The sequence below is a fragment of the Massilia sp. LXY-6 genome (assembly GCF_051233485.1).
GTDB lineage: Bacteria > Pseudomonadota > Gammaproteobacteria > Burkholderiales > Burkholderiaceae_D > Telluria.
Genome location: NZ_JBKFGF010000006.1, coordinates 117,266 through 142,836, shown reverse-complemented (window position 1 = coordinate 142,836; position 25,571 = coordinate 117,266). Strand labels below are relative to the sequence as shown.

The following is a 25,571-nucleotide window of genomic DNA, read 5'->3' as shown; positions in this document are numbered from 1 at the left end:
CGCTTGAGCGGTCCGGGCCGTTGTTTTATTCGCCCAGATACGCCGCCTGCACCCGCGGATCGTTCAGCATCTGCCCCGCATCCCCCGTCATGGTGATGCTGCCCGATTCCATCACATACGCCCGATGCGCCGCCTGCAGCGCCAGCTTCGCGTTCTGCTCCACCAGCAGGACGGTGATGCCCTGCCCGGACACATCCCGGATCACCTCGAAGATCTTCGCGACCATGATCGGCGACAAGCCCATCGAGGGCTCGTCCAGCAGCAGCAGGGTCGGATGGCACATCAGGGCGCGCGCCATCGCCAGCATCTGCTGCTCGCCGCCGGACAGCGTGCCCGCCAGCTGCTTGGCGCGTTCCTTCAGGCGCGGGAACACCGTGTACCACTTCTCGATGTCGGTATCGATGCCGGCCTGGTCGTTGCGCGTGTAGGCACCCATCAGCAGGTTTTCGTGGATCGTCATGCGGGTGAACACGCCCCGCCCTTCCGGCACCATGGCCAGCTTGGCCTGCACCAGCTTGAACGACTTCGCGCTCAGTTTCTGATCCAGGAGCGGCTGGCCCATGTACGAGACGCTGCCCTCCACCTTGCACGCCGGCAGGGTGCCGGTGATGGCCTTCAGGGTCGTGGTCTTGCCCGCGCCGTTGGCGCCGATCAATGTGACCAGTTCGCCGCGGTTGACCTCCAGGTCGATGCCCTTGACGGCCTTGATGCCGCCATAGGCGACCTTCAGGCCGCTAATCTTGAGAATGTTTTCGCTCATATCAGTGGGCTCATCAAGCCGATGTGCCGGTGCCGAGGTAAGCCTCGATCACCGCCTTGTTCTTCTGGATCTCGGCCGGCAACCCTTCCGCGATCAGCTTGCCGTATTCCAGCACCGAGATGCGGTCGCACAGGCCCATCATGAGTTTCACGTCGTGCTCGATCAGCAGGATGGTGATACCGGCCGCCTGGATCTTCACCAGCAGCTCGCGCAGCCCCAGCTTCTCGGTCGCATTCATGCCGGCGGCCGGCTCGTCCAGCGCCAGCAGGCGCGGGTCGGTCGCGAGCGCGCGCGCGATCTCGAGGCGGCGCTGGTCGCCATACGCCAGGCCCCGCGCGGTGCGGTCGCCAAACTGGCCGATGCCGACGAAGTCCAGCAGTTCCAGGGCCCGCGCACGGATCGCCGCTTCTTCCAGACGCGCCGCCTTGTGCCGCAGGATCGCGCCGATCACGCCCTGGCGCGTACGCACGTGGCGCCCGACCATCACGTTCTCCAGCGCCGTCATTTCGCCGAACAAGCGGATATTCTGGAAGGTGCGGGCGATGCCGGCCTTCGCCACCTCGTGCGGGGCGGACGGCGAATACGGCTTGCCGGCCAGTTCGAAGATGCCGGTGTCCGGTTGGTAGAGGCCGGTGATCACGTTGAAGAAGGTGGTCTTGCCGGCGCCGTTCGGTCCGATCAGGCCAACAATCTGGCCCTTCCGGATGCGGATGCCGACGTCGGTCAGGGCCTGCAGGCCGCCGAAGCGTTTATTCACGCCGGAGATGTTCAGCAGGACGTCGTCGTTCATGGTTTTGCCGCCTTGTTCTCTTCGTGTTGCTCCTTGGCGATCGCCGCGCTTGGTCTGTCTTCCTTGCGCGGCGACGGCCACAGGCCGGCCGGGCGGTACAGCATGATGACCACCATGGCCAGGCCGTACAGCAGCTGGCGCAGCACTTCGGCCTCGATCAACACCTTGCCGAACAGCACCTGCTGGGCCGGCTCGACCACGTGACGCAGCACTTCCGGCAAGGCCGCCAGCAGTACGCCCCCCATCACCACGCCGGGGATGTGGCCGATGCCGCCCAGCACCACCATCGCCAGCACGGCGATCGACTCGGTCAGCGAGAAGGATTCGGGCGAGACGAAGCCCTGGAAGGCCGCGAACATCGCGCCGGCCACGCCGCCGAAGCAGGCGCCCATCGAGAATGCCAGCAGCTTGACGTTGCGGGTGTTGATGCCCATCGCCTTGGCCGCGATCTCGTCCTCGCGGATCGCCACCCAGGCACGGCCCAGGCGCGAATGCTGCAGGCGGCTGGTCATGAAGATGGTCGCGATGCACAGCAGCAGGAACAGGAAGTAATACGCGTTCACCGAAGGAATCCCGAAGCCGGCGATGTAGACCGTGGCCCGCGAACCAGCCTCGCCCGCCAGCGAGACGCCGAAGATCCGGATCGGATCGATCAGGTTGATGCCCTGCGGGCCGTTGGTGAAGTTGATCGGATCGTTCAGGTTGTTCATGAAGATCCGGATGATCTCGCCGAAGCCCAGGGTCACGATGGCGAGGTAGTCGCCGCGCAGCTTCAGGGTCGGCGCGCCCAGCAGCGCGCCGAACAGGCCGGCCACGATTGCCGCCAGCGGCACGATCGCCCACACCGACAAATGGATGCCGCTGGTGCGGATGTCTTCACCGAACAGCGCGACCAGCGAGTCCCCCAGCGCCGGCGAATAGTTGACGAGCGACTCCAGCAGGCTCGCGAACTGCGGCGAGGCCAGCAGCCCGGTCAGGTAGGCGCCGACCGCGAAGAAGGCGATGTAGCCGAGGTCGAGCAGGCCGGCAAAGCCGACCACGATGTTCAGGCCCAGCGCCAGCATGATGTACAGCAGGGCCATGTCGAGGATGCGCACCCAGGAGTTGCCGAACTGGCTGGCAACGAAGGGGAAGACGAGCATCGCCGCCAGCAGCACGCCGATGCTGGCCCAGGACTGGCGCGGTTTGTTGTCGAGGTCAAAGGTCAGGAGAGCCATGGTCTGTGTTCCCTTTCCTCAGGCGCGATCCGCGACGCGTTCGCCCATGATGCCGGACGGACGCACGGTCAGCACCAGGATCAGCACGATGAAGGCGAAGATGTCCTGGTAGTGGCTGCCGAGGAAGCCGCCGGTCAGGTCACCGATATAGCCGGCGCCCAGGCTCTCGATGATGCCGAGGACGATCCCGCCGATCATGGCGCCGTAGATGTTGCCGATGCCGCCCAGCACCGCGGCCGAGAAGGCCTTCATGCCCGGCACCGTGCCCATCGCGAACTGGATCGACGCATAGTTGGCGCCCCACATCACGCCGGCCACCGCCGCCAGCGCGGCGCCGATGGCGAAGGTGGTCACCACTACGCGGTTCGAGTCCACACCCATCAGGCCGGCCACGCGCGGGTTCTCGGCGACGGCGCGCATGGCGCGGCCCATCTTGGTCTTCTCGACCAGGAACACCAGCGCGAGCATGCTGAGCGCGGCCAGCACCAGCAGCAGCACCTGGGTCTGCGAGATCACGGCGCCGCCGACCATGATCGGCTCGGACGACAACAGTTGCGGGAACGGCAGCGGGCTGCGGCCCCAGATCATCATGGCGAAGGTCTGCAGCAGGATCGACACGCCGATCGCGGTGATCAGGGGCGCCAGGCGCGGCGCGTTGCGCAGGCGGCGGTAGGCGATGCGCTCGATCAGCACGTTGACCAGCATCGTCACCGGCATCGCGCCGATGATGGCGATCGCCAGCTGCAGCCCGCCGGACATGCCGGGGAAGGCGCTGTCGAGGCCTTTCAGGATGCTCAGGCCGACCATCGCGCCGATCATCAGCACGTCGCCGTGGGCGAAGTTAATCAGGTTTAGCACCCCGTAGACCATGGTGTAGCCGAGCGCGATCAGCGCATACATGCTGCCCAGCACCAGTCCGTTCAGGATCTGTTGGACGAAAGTTTCCATCGTTTTACTGTCTCATAAAAAAAACGGCACCCGGGTTGCCGAAGTGCCGCTTTGCTGTTGCATTCACGATTTCCGAGCGTCATCATCATAGCGATGTTTTTGAAAAACTGACATCGGAAATTGATGCGCCGGGCATGCCGGTCGATTTAAAGCGTTACGCGCTCTCAGACATCGCGCAGCGTGATGACCGGCATCGTGAGATTGCGCTTGTCCTGGAAGAAGGCGATGTCGAACAGCGCCGCCGCCCCCACCACTTCCTTGCCGACCTGGCGCAGCAGGCTTGCCGCCGCCTCGATGGTGCCGCCGGTGGCCAGCACGTCGTCGACGATCAGGACACGCTCGCCCTTGATGCGCGCCGGCTGGATCTCGATGGTCGCGCTGCCGTATTCGCGCTGGTAGTCGATGCTGATCGCCTCGCCCGGCAGCTTGCCGGGTTTGCGCGCCATCGCAAAGCCGATCGCGCGTTTATAGGCGAGCGCGCCGGCGATCATGAAGCCGCGCGCATCCATCGCCACGATGAAATCGAAATGCAGGTCGGCGGTGCGCTCGTACAGGGTGTCGATCGCAACCTGCCAGTGGACCGGGTTGTCGAAGACGCAGCCGACGTCGATGAAATTGACGCCCGGTTCCGGATAGTCCTTGAAAAACTCCAGCGGGATCGATTGAAAGCCCATTATGCGGTCGCGTCGCCGGTCAGGCCCTTCGGCAGCGGGAAGGTGACATGCTCTTCCACGCCTTCGAGGGCGCGCACGCTGGCCGCGCCGAGTTCCTTCAGGCGGTTAATCACGGCCTGCACCAGCACTTCCGGAACCGAGGCGCCGGCGGTCACGCCGATGCGCTTCTTGCCGGCGATCCAGGCCGGATCGATGGCGGCGGCGTTGTCGACCATGTAGGCCGGGGTGCCCTTCTTCTCGGCCACTTCGCGCAGGCGGTTCGAGTTCGAGCTGTTCGGGCTGCCCACCACGACCACGACCTCGACCTGCGGCGCCAGGAACTTCACGGCTTCCTGGCGGTTGGTGGTGGCGTAGCAGATGTCGCCCTTCTTCGGCTCGATGATGTTCGGGAAGCGCCTCTTCAGCGCGGCGATGATCTCGGCGGTGTCGTCGACCGACAGCGTGGTCTGCGACACGTAGGCCAGCAGTTCCGGATTGGCGACCTGCAGCTTCGCCACGTCCTCGACCGTCTCGACCAGGTGCATGCCCTCTTCCGCCTGGCCCATGGTGCCCTCGACTTCCGGGTGGCCGGCATGGCCGATCATGATGATCTCGGCCCCCTGCTTGCGCATCTTGGCGACCTCGACGTGGACCTTGGTAACCAGCGGGCAGGTGGCGTCGAACACGCTCAGGCCGCGCGACTCGGCTTCCTCGCGCACGGCCTTCGACACGCCGTGGGCCGAGAACACCAGGGTGTTGCCCGGCGGGACGTCGTCGAGGTCTTCGATGAAGATCGCGCCCTTGTTGCGCAGATCGTTGACGACGTAGGCGTTGTGCACGATCTCGTGGCGCACGTAGATAGGCGCGCCGAACTGCTGCAGGGCACGCTCGACGATCTCGATCGCACGGTCGACGCCGGCGCAGAAGCCGCGCGGCTGGGCTAACAGGATTTCGTTTTCCATGCGGGTCTTTGCTCTTTTTAGAGGACGGAAATCAGTTGCACTTCGAACTTCAGGGGCTGGCCGGCCAGCGGGTGGTTGAAATCGAACAGGGCATCGTTCTCGCGCATCTGCAGCAGTACGCCGGCAAAACGGCCGCCGCCCGGCGCCGCGAAATCGACCAGGTCGCCGACCTGATAATCGGCGTCCGGCACCGAGTTCTCGTCCAGCGTCTTCTTCGACACCGCCTGGATCAGTTCCGGGTTGCGCTCGCCGAAAGCTTCAAGCGGGCTCAGCTCGAAGCTCGCGTGCGTGCCTTCCGCCATGCCCAGCAGGCGCTGCTCGAGGAAGGGCGCAAGCTGGCCCTGGCCCAGCAACAGGGTGGCCGGCGTGCTGCCGAAGGTTGTGACGATATCAGTACCGTCGGCGGTGGCAAGACGATAATGCAGGGTCAGGTAAGCCGATTCGGTGACGATGGGAGCGTTGGTGGTGGACATTGCGGAAGTGTGTTGACATGCAAACCGCTATTGTAAGCCAGAGCCGGGCTCCCTGCCTCCCTCGACTGTTTTTACGATTGGAAAAACATGGGTATCAACGACTGGTCCGAACAGGAAAGGCCGCGCGAGCGGCTGGTGCGCGAAGGCGCGCAGGCGCTCTCCAATTCCGAGCTGCTGGCACTGCTGCTGCGAGTTGGCGTGCGCGGCAAGAGCGCGGTCGAGCTGGGGCGCGACCTCCTGCAGCACTTCGGCTCGCTGCACGGCCTGTTCGGGGCCACGCTGTCCGATTTTTCAGAAGTGCACGGGCTCGGCATGGCCAAGTATGCGCAGATGCAGGCCGTGATGGAGCTGGCGCGGCGCGCGATCGCCGAGCAGCTGCAAGCCGGCGACCTGCTGTCCTCGCCCGAGGCGGTCAAGCGCTACCTGCGCATCAAGCTCGGCGGCCGGCCCTACGAATCCTTCGTGGTGTTGTTCGTAGACGTCAAGAACCGCCTGATCGCCGACAAGGAACTGTTCCGCGGCACGCTGACGCACGCCAGCGTTCACCCGCGTGAGGTGGTCAAGGAAGCGCTGGCGTATAACGCGGCGAATGTCCTGCTGGCCCACAACCACCCATCCGGCTCGCCGGACCCGAGCGAAGCCGACCTGCGCCTGACCCACATGCTGGGCCAGGCCCTGGCCCTGGTCGATATCCGCGTGCTCGACCATTTCGTGGTCGCCGGGCCGCTGGTGCATTCGTTTGCCGAGCACGGCCAGCTCTAGTTACTCCTCCATGCAGGCCTGCATGAAGGCCATCCATGCGGCATGGGATTGAACCTCGACAAACGTGTGCACATGGCCGGCGCAGGGGCCGAGCAAGATCCCGGCGCGGCCGGATAACAGTGTGAAAACAGCAGCTTACGGCGCAATACTTGCGTAATTTTACAATTGTTAAATCCAATCGATGATTTAAGAAACAATTTTTTTCCGCAAGTTGTTGATTACGCGGCTGTTTTCACGCTATACTCTCGTTTTTCCAATTGTGGAAGTTTACTCAAGGAGTGCGCTATGGCACGTGTTTGCCAAGTTACTGGCAAGGGCCCGATGGTTGGCAACAACGTCTCCCACGCCAACAACAAAACCAAGCGTCGTTTTCTGCCGAACCTGCAGAACCGCCGCATCTTCGTAGAATCCGAAAACCGCTGGGTTTCCCTGCGTATTTCTAACGCCGGTCTGCGCGTCATCGACAAGCTCGGCATCGACGCTGTGCTGGCCGATATGCGCGCCCGTGGCGAGAAAATCTAAATAGGGAGCTATCATGGCAAAAACTGGCCGCGACAAGATCAAACTGGAATCGACCGCAGGTACCGGTCACTTCTACACCACGACCAAGAACAAGCGCACGATGCCGGCGAAGATGGAAATCACCAAATTCGACCCGAAAGCACGTAAGCACGTGATCTACAAAGAAACCAAGATCAAGTAATCTGGTTTTCTCTGGTCCAGAAAAGCCGCCACTTCGCAGTGCGCGGCTTTTTTGTTGTTGACGTGGATCATCCCGTCATCGAAACCCCCACTCCCCGCCGCGAGGCTCGCTATAGTCGAGCCCGTCTGCCGACCGCCCGGCCGGCGCTCCTGGAGGGAAAAACGATGCGGCGCGCACCCCCGAACTGGCTACGACTGCTCACCCTGCTCATCCCCGGCCTGCTGGCCGCCTGCTCCACCCCTTACCGTCCCGCGATGGTCGTGCGCGACAGCGCACCCTTCCCCGGCATCGCCAGCCTGGTCCAGACCGGCAATGGCCGCCCGCTCGACGTCATCCTGGTGCACGGCATGTGCACCCACGACGCCGCCTGGGCCAACCACGGCATCGACCGTATCGCCGGCGTGGTCTCGGCGAACGTGCCGGAACAGGCGGCGGCGGCAAGCAACGGCATCCAGCTCATCGAGCGTACCCAACAGATCGGCAGTACGCTGGTGCGCTTCCACGCCCTGGTCTGGTCGCCGCTGACCACCCCGCTCAAGCGCCAGCTCGACTACGACGACACCGGCACCCCGAGCGACTGCTCCGCCTCCGGCAGCGGCGAATGCAAGCCGAAGCGCGCCTGGCTGAACGGCTATGTCAAGGACAAGCTGCTGAACGACTGCCTGTCCGACGCCGTGATCTATGAAGGCGCAAGCCGGCAGACGATCCGCGACGCGATGGTCGAGTCGGTCTCGCGCATCCTCGAAAGCAATCCGAACGGCGACCGCACGCTGGCCGTGGTCGCGGAAAGCCTGGGCAGCAAGATCCTGTTCGACGCCTTGAGCGCGATGCTCGAATCGCGCCAGCCGCGCACCCAAGCGCTGGGCCAGCAGGCCGCGCGGCGCCTGGGCCTGCTGTTCATGGCCGGTAACCAGCTGCCCATCCTCGGCCTGGGCGAGCAGGACATCGAACAGCGGCCCGACAGCCGCTCGGCCATGGCGGCGGACGCGCTGCAGCGCTTCCTCGAACTGCGCCGCCGCCAGGTGCCGCCGGGCGTGGAAGCGCTCAGCCGGCTGGCCGTGGTCGCCTTCACCGACCCGAGCGACCTGCTCACTTACCGCCTACTGCCGGCACGCTATGCGGCACCTGACGTGGCGGTAGCGGATGTGCTGGTATCGAACGACCGGACCTGGCTGGGTTTGATCGAGAATCCGGTGTTGGCGCACCTGGATTACCTGGCAAATCCGAACGTGGCGCGGATGATTGCCTGCGGCTATCCGCACGCCGCCAATTGCCGCTGACCCGCGGCGGGCCGACCTTGGCGTGCGCCCGACAATGACGCAAGCGCGTAGATTGACAGGCTGGCCCACATCGCGTTGCGGCCCTTGCCGCGGCGGATGAAGCCGCGCGCACAGGGAGAGGATCATGAAGGAAACCGAACCGCGGACCACGTTCCGCGGCCTGCCGCTGACCCCGGAACAGGACAGCGAAATCAGGCACTACATCCATCTCCAGTCCCGTCATGGCGTCCCCTGGGACACGCCGGAACTGGAGGCCATGCTGCATGACATGCTCGACCCGCCGGAACTGGCGGACGAAGATGGACAAGCCTTGGGCAATTCGATGGCAGCCGAGCGCAGCGCGGCGGTCGGCGAGCAGGACGATAGCGGGCGCCTGGCGTCCTAGAAAACAAAAACGCCCCTCGCAAGGGGCGTTTCGGCCGTCGGAACTCAGTACTCAGGCATAGCTGCGCAGACGCAGCGAGAACTCCTGCAGCGCCTTGATGCCCGACGCTTCGGCGCGGGTGCACCAGTCCTGCAGCTGTTGCAGCAGCTGGTCGCGGGTCGAGTGCGAACGCTCCCAGATCGCGCCCAGTTCCACGCGCATCTGGTGCATGGTTTCCAGCACCTTGCTGTGCTCGAACAGCTCGCTCAGCTGGGCCTGCTGCGGCGCCTGCAGCTTGGCCGGCTCGCGCTGCATCAGCTTGCGCGAGGTCTTCAGGAAACGCGCTTCCAGCTCGGCCTTGTGCTTGAGGTGCTCGACTTCCTCGCGGAAGGCAACCTTGACGGACTTGGCGTACTTGGCCATCACGTCGTAGCGGTTGGTGATGACGGATTGCAGCGTGTCGAGGTCGGCTTCCACCTTGTTCTTGGCCAGCTTCGGCTTCGGAATGGTCTTCTTGACCTTGGCCAGGCCGACCATTTCCATCATGCGGATATAGGCATAGCCGATGTCGAACTCGTACCACTTGCTCGACAGCTTGGCCGAGGTGGCGAAGGTGTGGTGGTTGTTGTGCAGCTCTTCGCCGCCGATCAGGATGCCCCAGGGGATCAGGTTGCAGGCCGCATCGTTGCAATCGTAATTGCGGTAGCCGGTCCAGTGGCCCAGGCCGTTGATGATGCCGGCCGCGGTGATCGGGATCCACAGCATCTGCACGGCCCAGATCGTGATGCCGGCCACGCCGAACATCATGACGTTGAACGGCAGCAGGACCGACACGCCCAGCCAGCTGTACTTCGTGTACAGATTATTCTCGATCCAGTCGTTCGGGCAGCCGTGGCCGTATTTTTCCAGGGTCTCGAGGTTCTTGGTCTCGGCGCGGTACAGCTCGGCGCCTTCCAGCAGCACTTTCTTGATGCCGCGGGTGACCGGGCTGTGCGGATCGTCGACGGTCTCGCACTTGGCGTGGTGCTTGCGGTGCACCGCCGCCCACTCCTTGGTCACCTGGCCGGTGGTCAGCCACAGCCAGAAGCGGAAGAAATGACTGACGATCGGGTGCAGCTCCAGCGCGCGGTGCGCCTGGTGACGGTGCAGATAGATGGTCACGCCCGCGATCGTGATATGGGTCACGATCAGCGTGTACACAACCATCTGCCAGGGCGACAGGTCGGCCAGGCCACCGTCCAGGAAGGACAGGACAGCCTGAAAGATGTTGCTCAGAAAATTCATTAACACTCCAGAATGGATGGCTTGCGATCGCCGAGATATGTCATACGCAGCGCATGACGCAAATACGCATTTTACGCGTATCTAGTGACCTGCGGCACGCCAAGGCACAATGAAAGCAGGCTTAATTGTGGATCCGCGCCACAACCGATGCTATATGCGCATCAAGGAGGCGCGTATCAAGTGCCGGGATGCCAAGTTTGATCTCGCCGGCCTGCACCAGGGCATAGATTTTCTTGTTGATTTCGGACACCACGCCACCCTGCCCGTTTTCCGGATCGCCGATCCAGAAGCCCAGGTCGAGCTCGTAGCCTTCCGGCGCGAAGCGGCTCAGCGACACGCCCGGCGCGGGACTCTCCAGCACCCGCGGCGTGCCCACCGCCTGCTCCACCAGCAGCGGCATCACCCGGTCGAGGTCGCAGCCGTAGGCCACCATCAGCTTGGTCGAGGCCCGCACCGCGCGCATGCTGAGCGTCTGGTTCAGCACCGGGCCGGAGATCAGCATCTCGTTCGGCAGCACGGTTTCGACGCCGTCCAGGCCCTGCAGCACGGTGTAGCGGGTGTTGATCTGCGTGACCTTGCCGGTGTACTTGTCGACCGAGATCATGTCGCCGATCGACAGGCTGCGCTCGATCAGGATGATGAAGCCGGACACGTAATTGCTGGCGATGCGCTGCATGCCGAGGCCGAGGCCGACGCCGAGCGCGCCGCCGAACACCGACAGCACGGTCAGGTCGATGCCGACCAGGCTCAGGCTGATCAGCACGGAACCGACCATCAGTACCGCGCGGCTGACCCGCGCCAGCGCCACGCGCAGCGAGCTGTGCAGGGCGTGCACGCCCATCAGGCGTTCTTCCAGCGCGGTGCCGGCCCACAGCGCCAGCATCATCAGCACCCCGACCGAGACGATCGCCTGCAGGACGTCGGCCAGGGTGACGAAATCGTTGCGTTTGGTGCCGTACTTGAGCTGGGTGGCGTCGAGGAAGTCGAACACGTCCGGCCACATGCCCGTGATGTACAGCGCGACCGCCCCCCATACCACCAGCGCGAAGATCTTCTCGAAGGTGACGAAGGCCTCGCCCAGCTGGCCGTGGCGCGCGAACACGCGCCGCAGCAGGTAGAAGGCCAGGCGGATCACCACCAGCGACCAGAACACCGGGATCGCGACCTTCACGATATTGGTGTGGAAGCGGCTCGCGGCCAGCAGGGCGCTGGACAGGTACAGCAGGCCGACCACCAGCAGCGGCGCCATCACCCGCGCCAGGGATTCCATGCCGACGTTAGGCACGGTAACGCCACGCGCGGCGCGGCGGCGGCGCCACCAGAACCCCAACAGCCCGGCGCACAGCCAGCCCAGCACGATGCTGGCGGCGATGGCCCCGACCTGCCACGGCATCCCGGGGCGGCTCAGGTCATCGAGCAGGTTGTCGATCAGGCTGGTCAGCGGCATCGGCGGTCGGCGCGGTCGAATTACTCGTCGGCTTCAGCAGCCTCATCCGCCTTGGCAGGCTTGGCGCCGGCCTTGCGCTCGAACACGGCGGCGAAGAAGCCGTCGGTGCCGTGCTTGTGCGGCAGCATTTTCAAGGTATCGCCCATTTCCAGCGGAATCCGCTGCTCGGCCAGGACCTTGTTCATCGGCACCAATTCGAAGTCCGGGTGGCCGGCCAGGAATTGCGCGACGATGCCGTCGTTTTCCTCGTCCAGCAGGCTGCAGGTCGCGTAGACCAGGCGGCCGCCGAACTTCACCAGGCGCGAGGCGCCGTCCAGGATCGAGGCCTGCTTCTCGGTCAGTTCGACGATGTCCTGCGGCTGCTGGCGCCACTTCACGTCCGGATTGCGGCGCAGCGTGCCCATGCCCGAGCACGGGGCGTCGACCAGCACGCGGTCGATCTTGCCGGCCAGGCGCTTGACCTTGGCGTCGCGCTCGTGCGCGATCACGACCGGGTGCACATTCGAGAGTCCGCTGCGCGCCAGGCGCGGCTTCAGCTTCGACAGGCGCTTTTCCGAGACGTCGAAGGCGTACAGGCGGCCGGTGCTACGCATGATCGCGCCGATCGCCAGCGTCTTGCCGCCGGCGCCGGCGCAGAAGTCGACCACCATCTCGCCGCGGCGCGCGCCCAGCAGCTGGGCCAGCACCTGGCTGCCCTCGTCCTGCACCTCGATCGCGCCTTCCTTGAACAGCGGCAGGTTCTGCAGGGCCGGTTTCTTCAGCACGCGCAGGCCGGTCGGTGCGTACGGGGTCGGCTCGGCCACGATCGGGGCGGTGGCCAGCTCGGCGATCACCTTCTCGCGGTCGGTCTTCAGGGTGTTGACGCGCAGGTCCAGCGGCGCCGGCGTGTTCAGCACGGCGGCCAACTGCAGGGTTTCCTCTTCGCCGTACTGGGCGACGAACTTGTCGTACAGCCAGTCGGGCAAGTTCGCGCGTTTCTTCGGCGGCAGCAGCGAGCGGTCGATTTCCTTGATGCGGGCCAGGAAATCGTTTTCGTCTTCGCTCAGGCCGCCCAGCGACTCCACGCCGACCGCCTCGGCCATGCCGAGCAGGACCAGGCGGCGCATGGTGGCGCTGGCGCCGGTGCCGAAGCCGCCGAATTCGGTGAAAAAGTTCTTGTTGCGCAGAATCGCATACACGCACTCGGCGATGGCGCCGCGTTCGCGGCCGCCGAGGCGGGGGTGGTCCTTGAAGTAGCGCGACAGGGTGACGTCGGCCGGCGCCATGAAGCGCAGGATCTCGCGCAATACTTCTTCAGCATTGCCGAGAATCGCGGGTGGCAATCTCATGTGTTTCCTTGGTTTAAATACTGGTGGTCTCGGCGATGCGGACTTCGCCGTCGGCGATGCACAGTCTGTCTTCAACGAACAGCCGCACCGCTTGCGGATAAATGACGTGTTCCTCGGCCAGCAGGCGCTGCGCCAGGTCGTCCTCGGTATCGCCCGGCAGCACGGGAATGCGCGCCTGCAGCACGCTCGGGCCGTGGTCGAGCTCGGCGGTGACGAAATGCACGGTGGCGCCATGCTCGGGCACGCCTGCCTCGAGCGCCTGCCGGTGCGTGTGCAGCCCGGGGAACAAGGGCAGCAGCGAGGGATGGATGTTCAGCATGCGGCCGGCGTAGTGTTCGACAAAGCCCGGGGTCAGGATACGCATGAAGCCGGCCAGAACCACCAGGTCGGGCGCGAAGCCGTCGATGGTCTGCTGCAGGGCGGCATCGAAGGCTTCGCGCGAAGCGAAGGCCTTGTGGTCGACCACGGCGGTCGGGATGCCGTGCGCCTGGGCGAATACCAGGCCTTGGGCATCGGGCTTATTGCTGACCACGGCAGCAATCCTGGCCGGCCACTGCTGCGCTTCCCGCGCCCGCACGATGGCTTCCATATTGCTGCCTCGGCCAGAAATAAGGATCACGATATTTTTCATAAGCGCGCATTGTAACCCGAGGCTGGAAGTGGGCCAATGGAAAGGGATGGGATTCGCCGTGGCGTCCCCGCGGACGACGGATCACTTTCGCGGGGACGACGAGCCTATTCGAACGGCCGCGCGCCCACCCAGCCCACCGATTGGGGCGATTGCGGCTCTTCGAAGGAATAAAACACGCGGAACGGGACTTTTTTCTCGGCCCAGAATTCGGCCGCGTCGCGAAAGACGTCGAGCAGGGTTTCGCGCGCTTCCTTGTCGAATTTTTGCGTATTCGGCAATTGATCGAGCACGGCGATGAATCCCGGCTGCGGTCCGGCCTCGGCGATCACGTTGGTGATGCAATTACGCAACGCATCGAAATTCTTGCTGCACTGGCGCGGGAAGGTGAATTGTTCGCCGATGCGGGCGCAAACTTGCTGTTTGGTGAGGGCGTTGGCGCAATGAGCATATAGGAAGTGATGGCCAAGGCGGCCTGCTTCCTTCTGCAGCTCCGTGGCGCGATAGGCTCGGATCGACTGCACAAGATTAGGCGGCACTCTCATCAACAAACTCATTTTCCCCTCAAGTTTCCCACCGTTAAAACCCTTAGTCCCGTAAGGGTAACGTTTTGTAGTAGTTGAATCAACCCGAATATGGCTGGGCAGGCCACATTTGTAATAATTGCCGGGCTTTTTCAGCCTGTATTAAGGCTTTTTACACCTTTTTTCGCTGCAGAGATGTATCTATATACCTCCTTCCGGCTGTTACATTTTGTTGCCATGCGGATCGCTCCACTGCGCCGACTAGCGGTAACATTCAGTCGTGGCAGTAACCGTCCAATCAACCGAGGTACGACAATGAACTTCAAAGCCAAACTGATTCTTTCCGCCCTTGGCGTCTGCGCCCTGCCGCTGGCCCAGGCTGGCGACTTCGAAGATTTCGGCCAGGTCGTGCGTGTGCAGCCGCGCATCGAGCAGATCCGCACCCCGCGCCGCGAATGCCGTACCGACTACGTGCAGGCCCCGGTCCAGCAGCAGCGCGGCCAGGGCGGCACGGTGGTGGGTGGCCTCACCGGCGCCCTGCTGGGCAGCCAGGTCGGCGGCGGCAACGGCAAGGTCGCCGCGGCGGCGGTCGGTGCGATCGCCGGCGCCATGGTCGGCGACCACGTCGAGAACGATGGCCGCGGCAATTACGCCGGCACCCAGGAGCAGGCCGTGCAGCGCTGCCGCACCGTGGAATCGCTCGAACAGCGCACCAACGGCTACGACGTGACTTACAACTATCGCGGCCAGACCTTCAGCACCGTCATGAACCGCGACCCGGGCAACCGCATCCGCGTGCGCGTGTCGGTCGAACCGGACCAGTACCAGTAACAGTTCTACCGGTGCGGAGGACTCCCCTCTTCTCCGCGCCGTCAGTTTCCTCCGCAGCACTGCCCTACCCTGCCTTGGTGCTTGCACCTCGGCAGGACCCCATCGATAATAGGACGTTCCCTTCAGGTCGTCCTATGCTCATCAAACGCAAATCCATCGAACAGGCCGAATCCTCGCGCCGCCCCGCCTCCACGCCCGCGGACGACGCCGCATCGAAACCGAGGCGCAAGCCGAAGTTCGCTCCCGTCACCCTATCCGAACAGGACGGCGTGCGCTTCCTGCACTTCGGCACCGAATGGGTGCAAGGCGCGATGCGCATCCGCAAGCCGGACTGGCCGGAACTCGAATACGCACAGCAGATGATGGCCTGGATGCTGTTCATCGAGCAGCCGCGCGCCATCGCCCAGCTGGGCCTGGGCGCCGCCACGCTGACCAAATTCTGCTACCGCCAGTTTCCCCAGGCCCTGGTCACCGCGGTCGAGCTGAACCCGTCCGTGATCGCGATCTGCTCCTCGATGTTCAAGCTGCCGCCCGACGACGAGCACCTGCAGGTGCTGGAGATGGATGCGCTGGACTTCGTGCAGGATGAGGCCAACCACGAAGCCTTCGACGTACTGCAGTGCGACCTGTACGACGCCACCGCGCGCGGACCGGTGCTCGACACGCCCGAGTTCTACCAGGCCTGCAACGCCTGCCTGGCCGAGAACGGCGTCATGACGGTCAACCTGTTCGGCGACCACCCGAGCTACAAGAAGAACATCAAGGCGATGCGCTTCGCCTTCGAACAGGTGATCTGCCTGCCCGAAGTCCACGACGGCAACGTGGTCGCGCTGTGCTTCAAGAACAAGCCCGACCTCGACCCGGAGCGCCTGGCCGCCCGCGCCGCGCAAATCGTGGCCGCCACCAAGCTGCCGGCCAAGTCCTGGGTGAAGGGACTGCAGGCCGTCATCGCCAACAAAACCTGAGCCATGAACGCCCCCACCGCATCCGCCCGGTCCAGGGTGCTCGACCTGCAGACCATTTTCTCGTGGCTGCTGGCCGACGGCATCGTCGAGAAGTCGACGGTCAAGCCGCACTTTTCGCAGGCCCAGGGCATCCTCAAGAATGCGGTGGGCGCGATGCATCCGCTCAGCGCGGTGGCCCAGTGCAAGATTGTCTCCGCCAGGCCACCGCACCGGCTGCTGACCCTGGACTTGCTGACCGAGTGGTGCGCCGGCAAGGTCGGCCTGCCCTTTTTCCGCATCGATCCCTTAAAAATCGACTTCACCAGGGTCGCGGACGTGATGTCGGCCAGCTATGCGGCGCGCTTCAACATCCTGCCGGTCGAGCTCAAGGGCGACGTCCTGGTGGTGGCGACCGCCGACCCCTTCCACACCGAATGGCAGGACGAGATCGCCCGCATCTCGCGCCGGCGCATCGAGCTGGTGCTGGCGAACCCGCTCGACATCGCCCAGTATATCGCGCAGTTCTTCAGCCTCGCGAAGTCGATCCGCGACGCCAACAAGTCGAGCGGCCAGGACCTCGCGCTGCGCAACAACTTCGAGCAACTGGTCGAGCTGGGCAAGACCAATAAACAGGTCGACGCCAACGACCAGCACATCGTCAACATCGTCGACTGGCTGTGGAGCTATGCCTTCGACCAGCGTGCCTCCGATATCCACCTCGAACCGAAGCGCGAATCCGGCGTGATCCGCTTCCGCATCGACGGCGTGCTGCACCAGGTGTATCAGGTGCCGGCCGTGGTGATGATTGCGATGACCGCGCGCATCAAGTTGCTCGGCCGCATGGACGTGATCGAGAAGCGCCGCCCGCAGGACGGCCGCATCAAGACCAAGACCGGTGGCGGCCAGGAAGTGGAGTTGCGCCTGTCGACCATGCCGACCGCGTTCGGCGAAAAGCTCGTCATGCGCATCTTCGACCCGGAAGTGGTCGTCAAGACCTTGCCGGAGCTGGGCTTTCCGCCCGACGACGCCGAGCGCTGGGATGCGCTCACGAAGCGCCCGCACGGCATCATCCTGGTGACGGGGCCGACCGGCTCGGGCAAGACCACGACCCTGTATACGACGCTGAAGGCGCTGGCCACCAGCGAGGTGAACGTCTGTACGGTCGAGGACCCGATCGAGATGGTGGAGGCCTCGTTCAACCAGATGCAGGTGCAGCCCGGCATCGACCTGTCCTTCGCCGACGGGGTGCGCGCACTGATGCGCCAGGACCCGGACATCATCATGGTCGGCGAGATCCGCGACTTGGAGACGGCCGAGATGGCGATCCAGGCCGCGCTGACCGGCCACCTGGTGCTGTCGACGCTGCACACCAACGACGCGCCGTCGAGCGTGATGCGGCTGCTGGAACTGGGTGTGCCCTGGTACCTGCTGGGCTCGACCCTGAGCGGCATCATGGCCCAGCGCCTGGTGCGCACCCTGTGCCCGCACTGCAAGAGCCCGGACGGCGAACTGTCCGACGAGGTCTGGAACAGCCTGGTCGGGGCCCTGGAAATCCCGAAACCGGCGACCGTGTACCGCCCGGTCGGCTGCCCGGAATGCCGCCAGACGGGCTTCCGCGGCCGCACCGGCATCTACGAACTGGCAACGGTAAGCGAAGCGTTTTCCCACCTGATCCGGGAAGTGACGGACCTGGCGGCGCTGCGCCAGCAAAGTATTCTTGACGGCATGAAGCCGCTGCGCATCGCCGGCGCCTACAAGGTCGTGGAAGGCGTGACGACGGCGGAAGAGGTGCTGAAGGTGAGCTCTGCCTTGTCCTAAGTTTTACGCACCTCTGGCGTAAATCAAAACAGCCCGCTATAATGCGTGCCTTCTTCGGGTCGTTAGCTCAGTTGGTAGAGCAGCGGACTTTTAATCCGTTGGTCGCAGGTTCGAGCCCCGCACGGCCTACCAGTATTACCAGGAAGCCCACGCATTTCGGTGCGTGGGCTTTTTGCGTTCTGGTCCCTCTCTGGTCGCTTTGGAATATTCCCGTCCCGTCTTGATCTCAGGGTCAGCAGACTTTTTCTCTCACAAAGCTAGTCTAAATTGGGCCAAGCAGACGGAAAATGACCCACTTTAGCGAGCTGACCAATTGCTCTGAAGGGGGGCCGCTAATCTATCCAAGCTTTCCCGCCACTTTCCCCGGCTCTAACCCTAAAGCGCTCCCTTCTATCGCCATCTTCTACCTTTGCCGATCTGGCAAGCGTGGGTCACGTCGCCCACCACTCGGCGACATGCTATTAGTTTCACAATTTTTTCAAATAAGCAACATGAGTTGATTCTGCCGTCCAGGCTACTATCGCATCCGGTGCTGAAGAATCTCTCTTGCAGCTTTCGCGCCAAGGCGTCCACTTGCCGCACATCGGATGTTTCGATAGGCGCTCCTGTACGCCCATCATCAAGTTGCGTTCGCTCAAATTGCACCTGTGCATGACCTTGAATAATTACAAGGTTCTCATCTCAGCAGGTGCAGCATCCGCCTGGCTTGCCTGACGCCGCGTTTGCTGATTGTCGTTGTGCCGATCCTTATCCATGCCGATAGGCCGGGCAGCCACACCCACCACCTAAAGTGTACGAACTCACGACCGACCGTGCCCGACAGTGACGGGCAGCAGGAACTTGCCAAGAATGAAGCAACGCCTTCAACCCAACGGGAAGTGATGACAGATGGCAGATAACGATATAGCAAATGTGCTCGGTTTCACGCAGTACAAGCTGGCAACGCGCGACCGCCCGCTTCGCCTGATTCTGGACGGTACAGACGGCACCGGCGACGAGTCGCTGCTTCCGCAACGGATAGTCGGCAGTGAAGCGGTCTGCGGTGGCTTCGAGTTCCGGATCCTCTGCGTATCCGAGAGCGCGACACTACCGCTCAAGAACTTTATCGGCGTGCCTGCCGAACTGCAGGTCGTTACCGACCGAGGACAGCTGCGCCGCATTTGCGGCATTGTCATGGAGGCCGCGTCGGGGCAAAGCGATGGCGGTCTCGCAACCTATCAACTGGTCATGTGCGACGCACTATCGGTATTGGAAAACAAGATCAATACCCGGGTATTCCAGGACAAGAACGAGCTGGACATCATTGAGATACTTGTCTCCGAATGGCAAAGGAGTATGCCGGTCCTGGCCTCGACTTTCGACCTACATATCGACGTCGGCCTCAGGAGCCGCCAGTTTCCTCGCCGTCAATTCATCATGCAGCACAACGAATCGGACGCTGACTTCATCCGCCGACTGATGCAGCGGCGTGGTATCGCCTGGTTCTTCCGTTCTAGCCTTACGAATGAAAAAACTGTCTCCGGTAGAGGCCAGCAGACGCCCAGGATCGGCCACACCTTGGTACTGTTCGACGACTCCAGCCGGCTCGACCAGAACGCAGCCGGTAGCGTGCGTTTTCATCGCGATGCCGCCACCGAGCAGCGTGACGCCATTACAGGCTGGAGTGCAGTACGCATTCTCCGCCCCGGTATCGGGTCGCTACATAGCTGGGATTACTTACAGCCGGGCAGCACGACCTTCATGACGACCCGAGCGCCATCGCAAGCGGACCAGGGTGAACGTGGCAACCAACTTGCGGCCGGACTGGATGACTTTCAGGTCGCAGCCCCACACCTTGGCGACAGTCCGCGCGATCTCTCGGAACTGAGCAACACGCAGATATCACGGCACGAATACGCCACGAAATGGTTCAGAGGCGAAGGCGGAGTGCGCGACCTGGCCGTCGGCGAATGGTTCAGCCTGGAAGGCCATCCGGAAATTGGCACCCATCCGGACAGCGAACGGCAGTTCGTTGTCACGTCGCAGGACATCGCCTCCGAGAACAACCTGCCGGTGGAAATCGGCGCACGTGTAGAGCGATTGTTCGAGCGTAGCGGTTGGTCCCGCGGTTCGGACATGTCTCCGCCCAAGGACAACGGCCAACCGCTGCGCTACAAGACTTGCTTCACGTGCGTCCGCCGGACCGTCCGTATCGTTCCACCGCGCCCTGTCCTGCCGCGTCCGCAATTGCAGACCGCGATCGTAGTCGGCCCCCAAAACGAGGTGGTCTGGTGCGATCATCTTGGCCGCGTCAAGGTCCGATTCCTGGCTACGCGACCGGAGGACCACGCCTATGCAGCTGGCGCTGGCAGTTCCGATTCGGATCGAGATTCGGCCTGGGTGCGGGTAGCCTCCAGTTGGGCTGGCAACGGAATTGGCAATACGGTCCAGTCTGGCGCGCGCCTGCTTCCGCCCGTCGGCGCCGAGGTACTTATCGCCTTTGCCGGGGAAGACCCCGACAAGCCCGTCATCATAGGCCAAGTTTACAACGGCGCTGCGCCGCCTCCGGCATTCGCTCGGGAGGATGGGCTGCCGGATACTCGCTACCAATCCGGCTTGCGGAGCCGGGAAGTGCGCGGCCAGCGGGGCAACCAGCTTCGGCTGGACGACACGACAGGCCAAATCAGTGCACAGCTGGCGAGTGACCATGGCGCAAGCGAACTGAACCTGGGATATCTCACCGAGCCGCGCCGGCAAGATGGTTCTCGGACGCGCGGAGAAGGTGCGGAGTTGCGCACCGACGAAGCGATCGCATTGCGGGCCGCGCGCGGAATCTTGCTGAGCGCCTGGAAGCTGCTCGGCGGTGCGGGTGCCAAAGGCGCCCAGCTTGCCCGCAACGAGTACCTCGACCTGCTGCGCGAGTGCGGTGAGCTGTGCAGTTCCCTCGGCGACTACGCTACCGAGCACAATGGTCTGGCGATCGACACCAAGGAACAGGAAGCGCTGCTTGCACGATTCAAGCAGTGGGAAGACGGCAGCAACACCGCGCCCGATGCCGCCGGGCCGAGAGAGCCTGTCATTGCGGTGACCTCACCCGCCGGAATCGGCTTCGCCAGTTCCAAAGCCATCGTAAGCTATTCGGCAAGCACGATCGATACGGCCGCCCAGCATCACCTCCAGCTCACGGCCGGCCAACGCTTTGCAGTCAATGCCGGCGACGGTGTCTCGCTCTTCGCGCGCAGCGGTGGACTCAGTGCGATCGCGCACACCGGCAAGCTTCTGCTACAGAGCCAGCACGACGACATCGCCGTCAATTCGGCAAAGGAAATCCAAGTGACCGCCAACGAAGGTTCGATCACCGTATCGGCCAAAAGCATTCTGCTGGTAGCGGAAGACGGTTCATTCCTCAAGCTGGGCGAAGGCTCGCCCGTACTGGGGAGCAAGCAAGCACTGAAGTTCCATGCTCCCGATTTCATTTGGGAGGGCTCCGAGACCATGAGCGCTCAGCTCCCCTCCTTCAAAAAGGACGGGACCGATCTCAAATTCGAACCCCGCTTTTACCCCCATCTCGACGGTGGCGTGCCTGCGGCCGGGCTGGCTTACAAGATCGAATCGCCTGCGGGTAGTAGCGAGGGCAGCACGGACGCCACTGGCGCGACCACGACCTTGAAGCACGAGCAGATGCACGTTGCGAGCATTCATCTCGAGGAGAAAGAGCAGTCATGACTGACGCAAAGAGCTCAGGGCTTTACAAAAAACTGCCTTTCGACAGAGGTACTGGAAAAGGCGTGACCCTACCGGGGCAAAATAACAAAAAGATTGTCGGGGTAAAACACAACCTGCCAGGTTCGATCATTCTTGTGCATGGCGTGAATGACATCGGGGTCAGCTATGACGCGGTGGAATCGGGCCTGTGCGAAGGTCTGGCGGCGCGCTTATACGGCGACCTGACACCAGGCACTTATCGCATGCCGCAAACGGCAGACCGAGACAAGCTGGAAGAGGATCCTGACGCCGTGTTCTACAAGCGTACGATCTCCGAAGAAACCCACAGTCCGGTAATTCCGTTCTACTGGGGGTTTCGAGAAGAATCCGCGCATGTCAAGGACTGGCGGAAAACCCCGCACGGCCAAGCGATGGACCGCTTTGGTAACCGGCTGGACAGGGATTATTCGAAGGAAGGCGGTCCATTCGCCAACGCGACAACGTCCCTCCCAGAGATGTGGAACCGTGGCAAGAGCGATGCGATGGGGACTATCGACTGGGCGGCGCATGATGCAACCCACCCACTCCTGAAGAGTCCTGGCCGGCTCTACATGATCCTGGCGGCACGACGCCTCGCCGCCCTTATTTCAATGATCCGCGACTACGATGAAAACGAAACGGTTTCGATCGTTGCGCACAGTCAAGGTTGCCTACTGAGCCTGTTAGCTCAGGCTTTCCTGCTCGACCCCAATCTGCAGAAGGACCAGCCTGGCGCGCGTCCGGTCGATACCCTGATCCTCTGCAACCCGCCGTACAGCCTGATCGACGAGCTGCCAACCACGGCAGCTCTTGCTAACGGCTACGCCGGCGAAGATCCCCTGATGACGGCGGAAAAAAAAGACCGCTACCAATTCATCAGCGGCGGACAGACACTGCATGCCCGTTTAACGACATTGGCGAACATCGTCAAAGGTGTCCATGCAAAAAAACATCAAGCGCCTGAGTTAACAGAACTGACTAATACAAAAAAGCATTTCGGTGCAGTCGGCCCCAAGTGGGCGGTAGCCAAGGATCGCGATAACCGAGGCAAAGTCTATTTGTACTTTTCCCCCGAGGATATGACGGTGGCATTCGCCGGCGTCGAGGGAATTGGCTGGCAAGGCGTGCCTGACTTCCTGCGTGGTCATCGCCATGAAACCCGCCAGACCAGCGCCCGCCCAACGTTCAAGGATTTCGCGTCCCAGCAGAGCAAAACGGTCACAGTACCCGTACCGACAATACGCAGACCGCTTTCAGAGTTAGGTGATGGTTTCTTCCAGCGCGTTTTCACCTTAAAGCGCCGACCGGATTTCCGAAACGGCCAGGTTGTCCTGGTCGGACAGGCACCTCATGATTTCACGCTACGGGTCCCCGGCGAAGACGATCACGCCCACACGGCTGCGAGCGATTCGTGGACGAGCAATCACGCCCTGCGCCAGCATTTGCCGCACCTTGGCGGCGCGCCCAGCGACGCATCGGCCGAAGAGCGAGCTCGATATGGTCTTCGCCGCATCACCGGCGAGGCATTGGCGAAGCCAATTGTTGCCAGCATGGGCGAAGGCGCCTTCCCCGATGCGCAGAATCGTTTCGGCGCTAGCGAGAACGTCGACCAGATCGACGCTGCTGTCTCCATCACCAGCGATTACGGTATCGACAGCCACCACTGGGAATGTATAGCAGATCCAAGTGGCTTCTCGGCGGCATTGCGTGGCTACCAGCCAGTACCTAGTCCACGACCTGCGCTACACAAGGACAAAGTGGCGAAATGTAACGAACATCGGGCGGCGTTGACGGAAAAACTCAATCGCGACAAGGACAACGCCGATAAGTGCGAGGTCAAGAATGTCTACGTTTGTCTGGAATTTGGCTTTGATCGTCCGAGCAATCCGCCCAAGTTGTTGATCGAGCGGACCGAGACGCCGAACGAGGCGCGAAAACGCTGGCAGAAGACAAGTGTGTCACGCTCGTTTCATAGCGCGATCTACGGCGGGCGCAAGAACCACAGCCATGTTACGGCATACGACGTCGCGATTGGTGGAGGAAAAGCACCGACTCATCCGCTGTTCTACAAGTACCTGTGCGCAGTGGCGGATTGGCGGCTGAAGAAACCAAACTTAAGAGATCCGCTGCGGCCAGGGATGCCTATGTGGGAAGACTTTCTGCAACAGTTTGCAGCTTACTGGGCGGACGAACGGCCGTGGCGAAAAGCACTGATCGAGGGTAATCAAGTGTATTACTCGACCGGAAGACTGCCTGCCGATCTTCCCCTACCGCCCGAAGGTCTGCCGTCGGCCCTCGTCGTGGAATCGATGTCTGGAACGGTCGGGAAGGCCGAAAGGGTGACCTCATGAGCACACGCGATAAACCGCGTAATCGGGGAGAAGTACGACCACTGACCAGTTCGATATTCCATCGAACGCTGGCATCGCTGTTCTTTATGATTTCGATGAACGTAATCGCGGCATCCAAGCAAACGGAGGCGACAATGAGCAAACCATGGTGGCTTCTAGCGGTCGTGCTAGGAGTTGGGCTCGTGCTAGGAGTTGGGCTCGTGCTTGGAGGGCGTTGGGTGCTCGGGGCACGTGAAGCCAGCGCGCGTCAAGCGCAAGCCGGTGCTGCAGCTTCAAAGGCACAAGAACAACTAGCGACGGCGCGCACCGAACAAGGACGGCGCCAATACGTTCTAGAAGTGATCAACTTGGGAGTCACCTTGGACAAATACCGGCAAGGAAAGCTGTGGGATGCGCTTCAATCCGGCAATCCGCACACCTCACTTCGTGAGCAAGACCCAAAGAAATATCCGTGGACGATGTTCGACAAACGCGGCATGAGCGGGGGCCGTAGTGGCGACACCTTGGAAAATGGTGCCGGCTATACCGTAACGGAATGGGGGACGCCGGTCTTCAACGCAAGACCGCCCGACATGAGCAAGTATGCAAACAACCCGCTTGTGCCTGATATGGGCCTTGCTGCGTCGGCAGAATCGTCCGGCATGAGCACAAGCCTGTTCGTGGCCGGCCCAGCGCGTTTTGCGGAGCGGCCGGATCGCATACTCAAGGACATTTTCGATTTTTTCGATGCCAATCCAGACGTGCCCTATGTCGTATTGAACTCGGACGACGGCATGGATGTCCGGCATACCTCTCGGTCTCCCGGCTCGCCGCCACTCGTCAAAGAAGGCTACTACGTTCCCGAAATGCCGGACTCATCGGCACTCTTCGCACTGGCCCGCCGCGAGCGTGTTGATCCGATCCGACCGTTCGCCTACGAGGATATCGACGACTACCGGGTACCCATGGATGTGCTCAACCGTAACGGGGTCGCCAGACGTCTCTTCCTTGGTTATCTCGAACTGCAAAAAGCGGTGCCACGTCCGAATGACCCCGATTTACCGGAAAGTCGCACCGTGACTGCGGCGGAATGGCTAGACTTCGCCGCCAAGTTCAGTGTACGTCCGGATATTCGCGGCACCGGCTCGACCAGCTTTCTCGACCGGGAACTGAACGCGAAGCACCGGCCGCCGGCGGACTGGAAGCCAACGCCTTGGTTCCCTATCCCCTGGAGCAAGCTGCAACTCGAACAATTCGACAAGATGACCACGCGCGGCTTTGTTCACCGGCCCGTATTCGTGAGGACCACCGACGAACACGGCAAGCCGCTAACCCGTCGCGATGCCCGCCAAAAGGCACTCATGGAAGGCTTGCAGCAAGCACTACTTACCTTGCCTGAAGCCGAGCGGGCGAAGGCCCCGGCACGCGTCATCGTCGCCACGAACAATCAAACCGAACAGCTGATCGCTATCGAAAGCGTGTTGCACCAATATGCCGCACAGGGCGGTCCCGAGATCGACAGTGGTAAGCTCGACCAGTTCATTAATATTGATCGGCGCCTTGGCAATACGGGCGCGGCCACGTTATTCATGGAGATGGCGATCGGCGTAATCGGAAGCTATCGCGTTGGCGGCCCAAGCCTGGCGATTAACCTCCGCGACCCGCACGAGGCAACCTTCATTTTCGTCAGTCCGCCCTCCGAAGAAAAGCGCAAGGCCCAGCAACACTTGGGCGACGTGTTCCGTAGCATCAAATCTCCAGCGATCAACCCGGAGAATTACGCTGTGCCGGAGACCAAGTAA

Annotated in this window: 22 protein-coding genes, 1 tRNA gene and 1 pseudogene; 12 read left to right on the top strand and 12 right to left on the bottom strand. The window is 62.5% G+C overall.

Annotated features, from left to right (window positions below; translation table 11 throughout):
- Positions 1–25: 25 nt before the first annotated feature.
- From ACI48D_RS03650 to ACI48D_RS03620, 7 genes and pseudogenes are all read right to left on the bottom strand, one after another.
- Complete coding sequence (locus ACI48D_RS03650) at positions 26–760, bottom strand: ABC transporter ATP-binding protein (protein WP_435569843.1); 735 nt, start codon at positions 758–760, stop codon at positions 26–28.
- A gap of 13 nt (positions 761–773) precedes the next feature.
- Entirely contained in the window at positions 774–1,550 is a 777-nt protein-coding gene (locus ACI48D_RS03645) for an ABC transporter ATP-binding protein (protein WP_435569842.1), read from the bottom strand.
- Positions 1,547–2,767, bottom strand: a complete 1,221-nt coding sequence (locus tag ACI48D_RS03640) for an ABC transporter permease subunit (protein ID WP_435569841.1) — start codon at positions 2,765–2,767, stop codon at positions 1,547–1,549. Before ACI48D_RS03640 ends, ACI48D_RS03645 begins: the two co-directional genes overlap by 4 nt.
- A gap of 18 nt (positions 2,768–2,785) precedes the next feature.
- Positions 2,786–3,715 carry a branched-chain amino acid ABC transporter permease gene (locus tag ACI48D_RS03635; RefSeq protein WP_435569840.1) on the bottom strand — a complete coding sequence of 310 codons (930 nt, stop codon included), beginning with the start codon at positions 3,713–3,715 and terminating at the stop codon, positions 2,786–2,788.
- 164 nt (positions 3,716–3,879) lie between these two features.
- Complete coding sequence (locus ACI48D_RS03630) at positions 3,880–4,389, bottom strand: adenine phosphoribosyltransferase (protein ID WP_435569839.1); 510 nt, start codon at positions 4,387–4,389, stop codon at positions 3,880–3,882.
- Positions 4,389–5,333 (bottom strand): annotated as a pseudogene (gene ispH / locus ACI48D_RS03625) (4-hydroxy-3-methylbut-2-enyl diphosphate reductase); the annotation flags it as partial. The pseudogene ispH and the gene ACI48D_RS03630, both read right to left, overlap by 1 nt.
- Before the next feature lie 14 nt (positions 5,334–5,347).
- Positions 5,348–5,803 carry an FKBP-type peptidyl-prolyl cis-trans isomerase gene (locus ACI48D_RS03620; RefSeq protein ID WP_435569838.1) on the bottom strand — a complete coding sequence of 152 codons (456 nt, stop codon included), beginning with the start codon at positions 5,801–5,803 and terminating at the stop codon, positions 5,348–5,350.
- An 87-nt stretch (positions 5,804–5,890) separates the two neighbouring features.
- Here ACI48D_RS03620 and radC point away from each other — a divergent pair, with 87 nt between their 5' ends.
- From radC to ACI48D_RS03595, 5 genes are all read left to right on the top strand, one after another.
- Positions 5,891–6,565, top strand: a complete 675-nt coding sequence (gene radC, locus ACI48D_RS03615) for a RadC family protein (protein WP_435569837.1) — start codon at positions 5,891–5,893, stop codon at positions 6,563–6,565.
- Positions 6,566–6,850: 285 nt separating this feature from the next.
- Positions 6,851–7,087, top strand: coding sequence for a 50S ribosomal protein L28 (gene rpmB / locus ACI48D_RS03610; RefSeq protein WP_025511730.1), 237 nt, complete (start codon positions 6,851–6,853; stop codon positions 7,085–7,087).
- A gap of 13 nt (positions 7,088–7,100) precedes the next feature.
- Entirely contained in the window at positions 7,101–7,268 is a 168-nt protein-coding gene (gene rpmG / locus ACI48D_RS03605) for a 50S ribosomal protein L33 (RefSeq protein WP_005665735.1), read from the top strand.
- 164 nt (positions 7,269–7,432) lie between these two features.
- The gene (locus ACI48D_RS03600) at positions 7,433–8,548 is read left to right on the top strand and encodes a hypothetical protein (protein WP_435569836.1); all 1,116 of its coding nucleotides are present in this window, start codon (positions 7,433–7,435) and stop codon (positions 8,546–8,548) included.
- 124 nt (positions 8,549–8,672) lie between these two features.
- Complete coding sequence (locus ACI48D_RS03595; RefSeq protein WP_435569835.1) at positions 8,673–8,933, top strand: hypothetical protein; 261 nt, start codon at positions 8,673–8,675, stop codon at positions 8,931–8,933.
- 51 nt (positions 8,934–8,984) lie between these two features.
- On the opposite strand, the gene ACI48D_RS03590 is transcribed toward ACI48D_RS03595, so the two are convergent.
- The 5 genes from ACI48D_RS03590 to ACI48D_RS03570 all read right to left on the bottom strand — a co-directional run bounded on the left by ACI48D_RS03590 (position 8,985) and on the right by ACI48D_RS03570 (position 14,156).
- Positions 8,985–10,196, bottom strand: a complete 1,212-nt coding sequence (locus ACI48D_RS03590; protein ID WP_435569834.1) for a DesA family fatty acid desaturase — start codon at positions 10,194–10,196, stop codon at positions 8,985–8,987.
- 121 nt (positions 10,197–10,317) lie between these two features.
- Positions 10,318–11,643 (bottom strand): mechanosensitive ion channel family protein, encoded by a 1,326-nt coding sequence (locus ACI48D_RS03585; protein WP_435569833.1) that lies wholly within the window; start codon positions 11,641–11,643, stop codon positions 10,318–10,320.
- Between the two features lie 20 nt (positions 11,644–11,663).
- Positions 11,664–12,971, bottom strand: a complete 1,308-nt coding sequence (locus tag ACI48D_RS03580) for an RsmB/NOP family class I SAM-dependent RNA methyltransferase (protein WP_435569832.1) — start codon at positions 12,969–12,971, stop codon at positions 11,664–11,666.
- A gap of 13 nt (positions 12,972–12,984) precedes the next feature.
- The gene (purN, locus tag ACI48D_RS03575; RefSeq protein WP_435569831.1) at positions 12,985–13,602 is read right to left on the bottom strand and encodes a phosphoribosylglycinamide formyltransferase; all 618 of its coding nucleotides are present in this window, start codon (positions 13,600–13,602) and stop codon (positions 12,985–12,987) included.
- A 104-nt stretch (positions 13,603–13,706) separates the two neighbouring features.
- Complete coding sequence (locus ACI48D_RS03570) at positions 13,707–14,156, bottom strand: barstar family protein (protein WP_435569830.1); 450 nt, start codon at positions 14,154–14,156, stop codon at positions 13,707–13,709.
- A 282-nt stretch (positions 14,157–14,438) separates the two neighbouring features.
- Between ACI48D_RS03570 and ACI48D_RS03565 the strand changes: the two genes are divergently transcribed.
- From ACI48D_RS03565 to ACI48D_RS03535, 7 genes are all read left to right on the top strand, one after another.
- Positions 14,439–14,954, top strand: a complete 516-nt coding sequence (locus ACI48D_RS03565) for a glycine zipper 2TM domain-containing protein (protein WP_435569829.1) — start codon at positions 14,439–14,441, stop codon at positions 14,952–14,954.
- Positions 14,955–15,088: 134 nt separating this feature from the next.
- Positions 15,089–15,919 (top strand): spermidine synthase, encoded by an 831-nt coding sequence (locus tag ACI48D_RS03560; RefSeq protein ID WP_435569828.1) that lies wholly within the window; start codon positions 15,089–15,091, stop codon positions 15,917–15,919.
- Positions 15,920–15,922: 3 nt separating this feature from the next.
- The gene (locus ACI48D_RS03555; protein WP_435569827.1) at positions 15,923–17,716 is read left to right on the top strand and encodes a GspE/PulE family protein; all 1,794 of its coding nucleotides are present in this window, start codon (positions 15,923–15,925) and stop codon (positions 17,714–17,716) included.
- A 56-nt stretch (positions 17,717–17,772) separates the two neighbouring features.
- Positions 17,773–17,848: transfer RNA gene (locus ACI48D_RS03550), tRNA-Lys, on the top strand.
- 756 nt (positions 17,849–18,604) lie between these two features.
- Entirely contained in the window at positions 18,605–21,421 is a 2,817-nt protein-coding gene (locus tag ACI48D_RS03545; RefSeq protein WP_435569826.1) for a type VI secretion system Vgr family protein, read from the top strand.
- Positions 21,418–23,790, top strand: a complete 2,373-nt coding sequence (locus tag ACI48D_RS03540; protein ID WP_435569825.1) for a T6SS effector phospholipase Tle3 domain-containing protein — start codon at positions 21,418–21,420, stop codon at positions 23,788–23,790. Before ACI48D_RS03545 ends, ACI48D_RS03540 begins: the two co-directional genes overlap by 4 nt.
- Complete coding sequence (locus tag ACI48D_RS03535) at positions 23,787–25,571, top strand: type VI lipase adapter Tla3 domain-containing protein (protein ID WP_435569824.1); 1,785 nt, start codon at positions 23,787–23,789, stop codon at positions 25,569–25,571. The genes ACI48D_RS03540 and ACI48D_RS03535 overlap by 4 nt, the downstream gene beginning before the upstream one ends.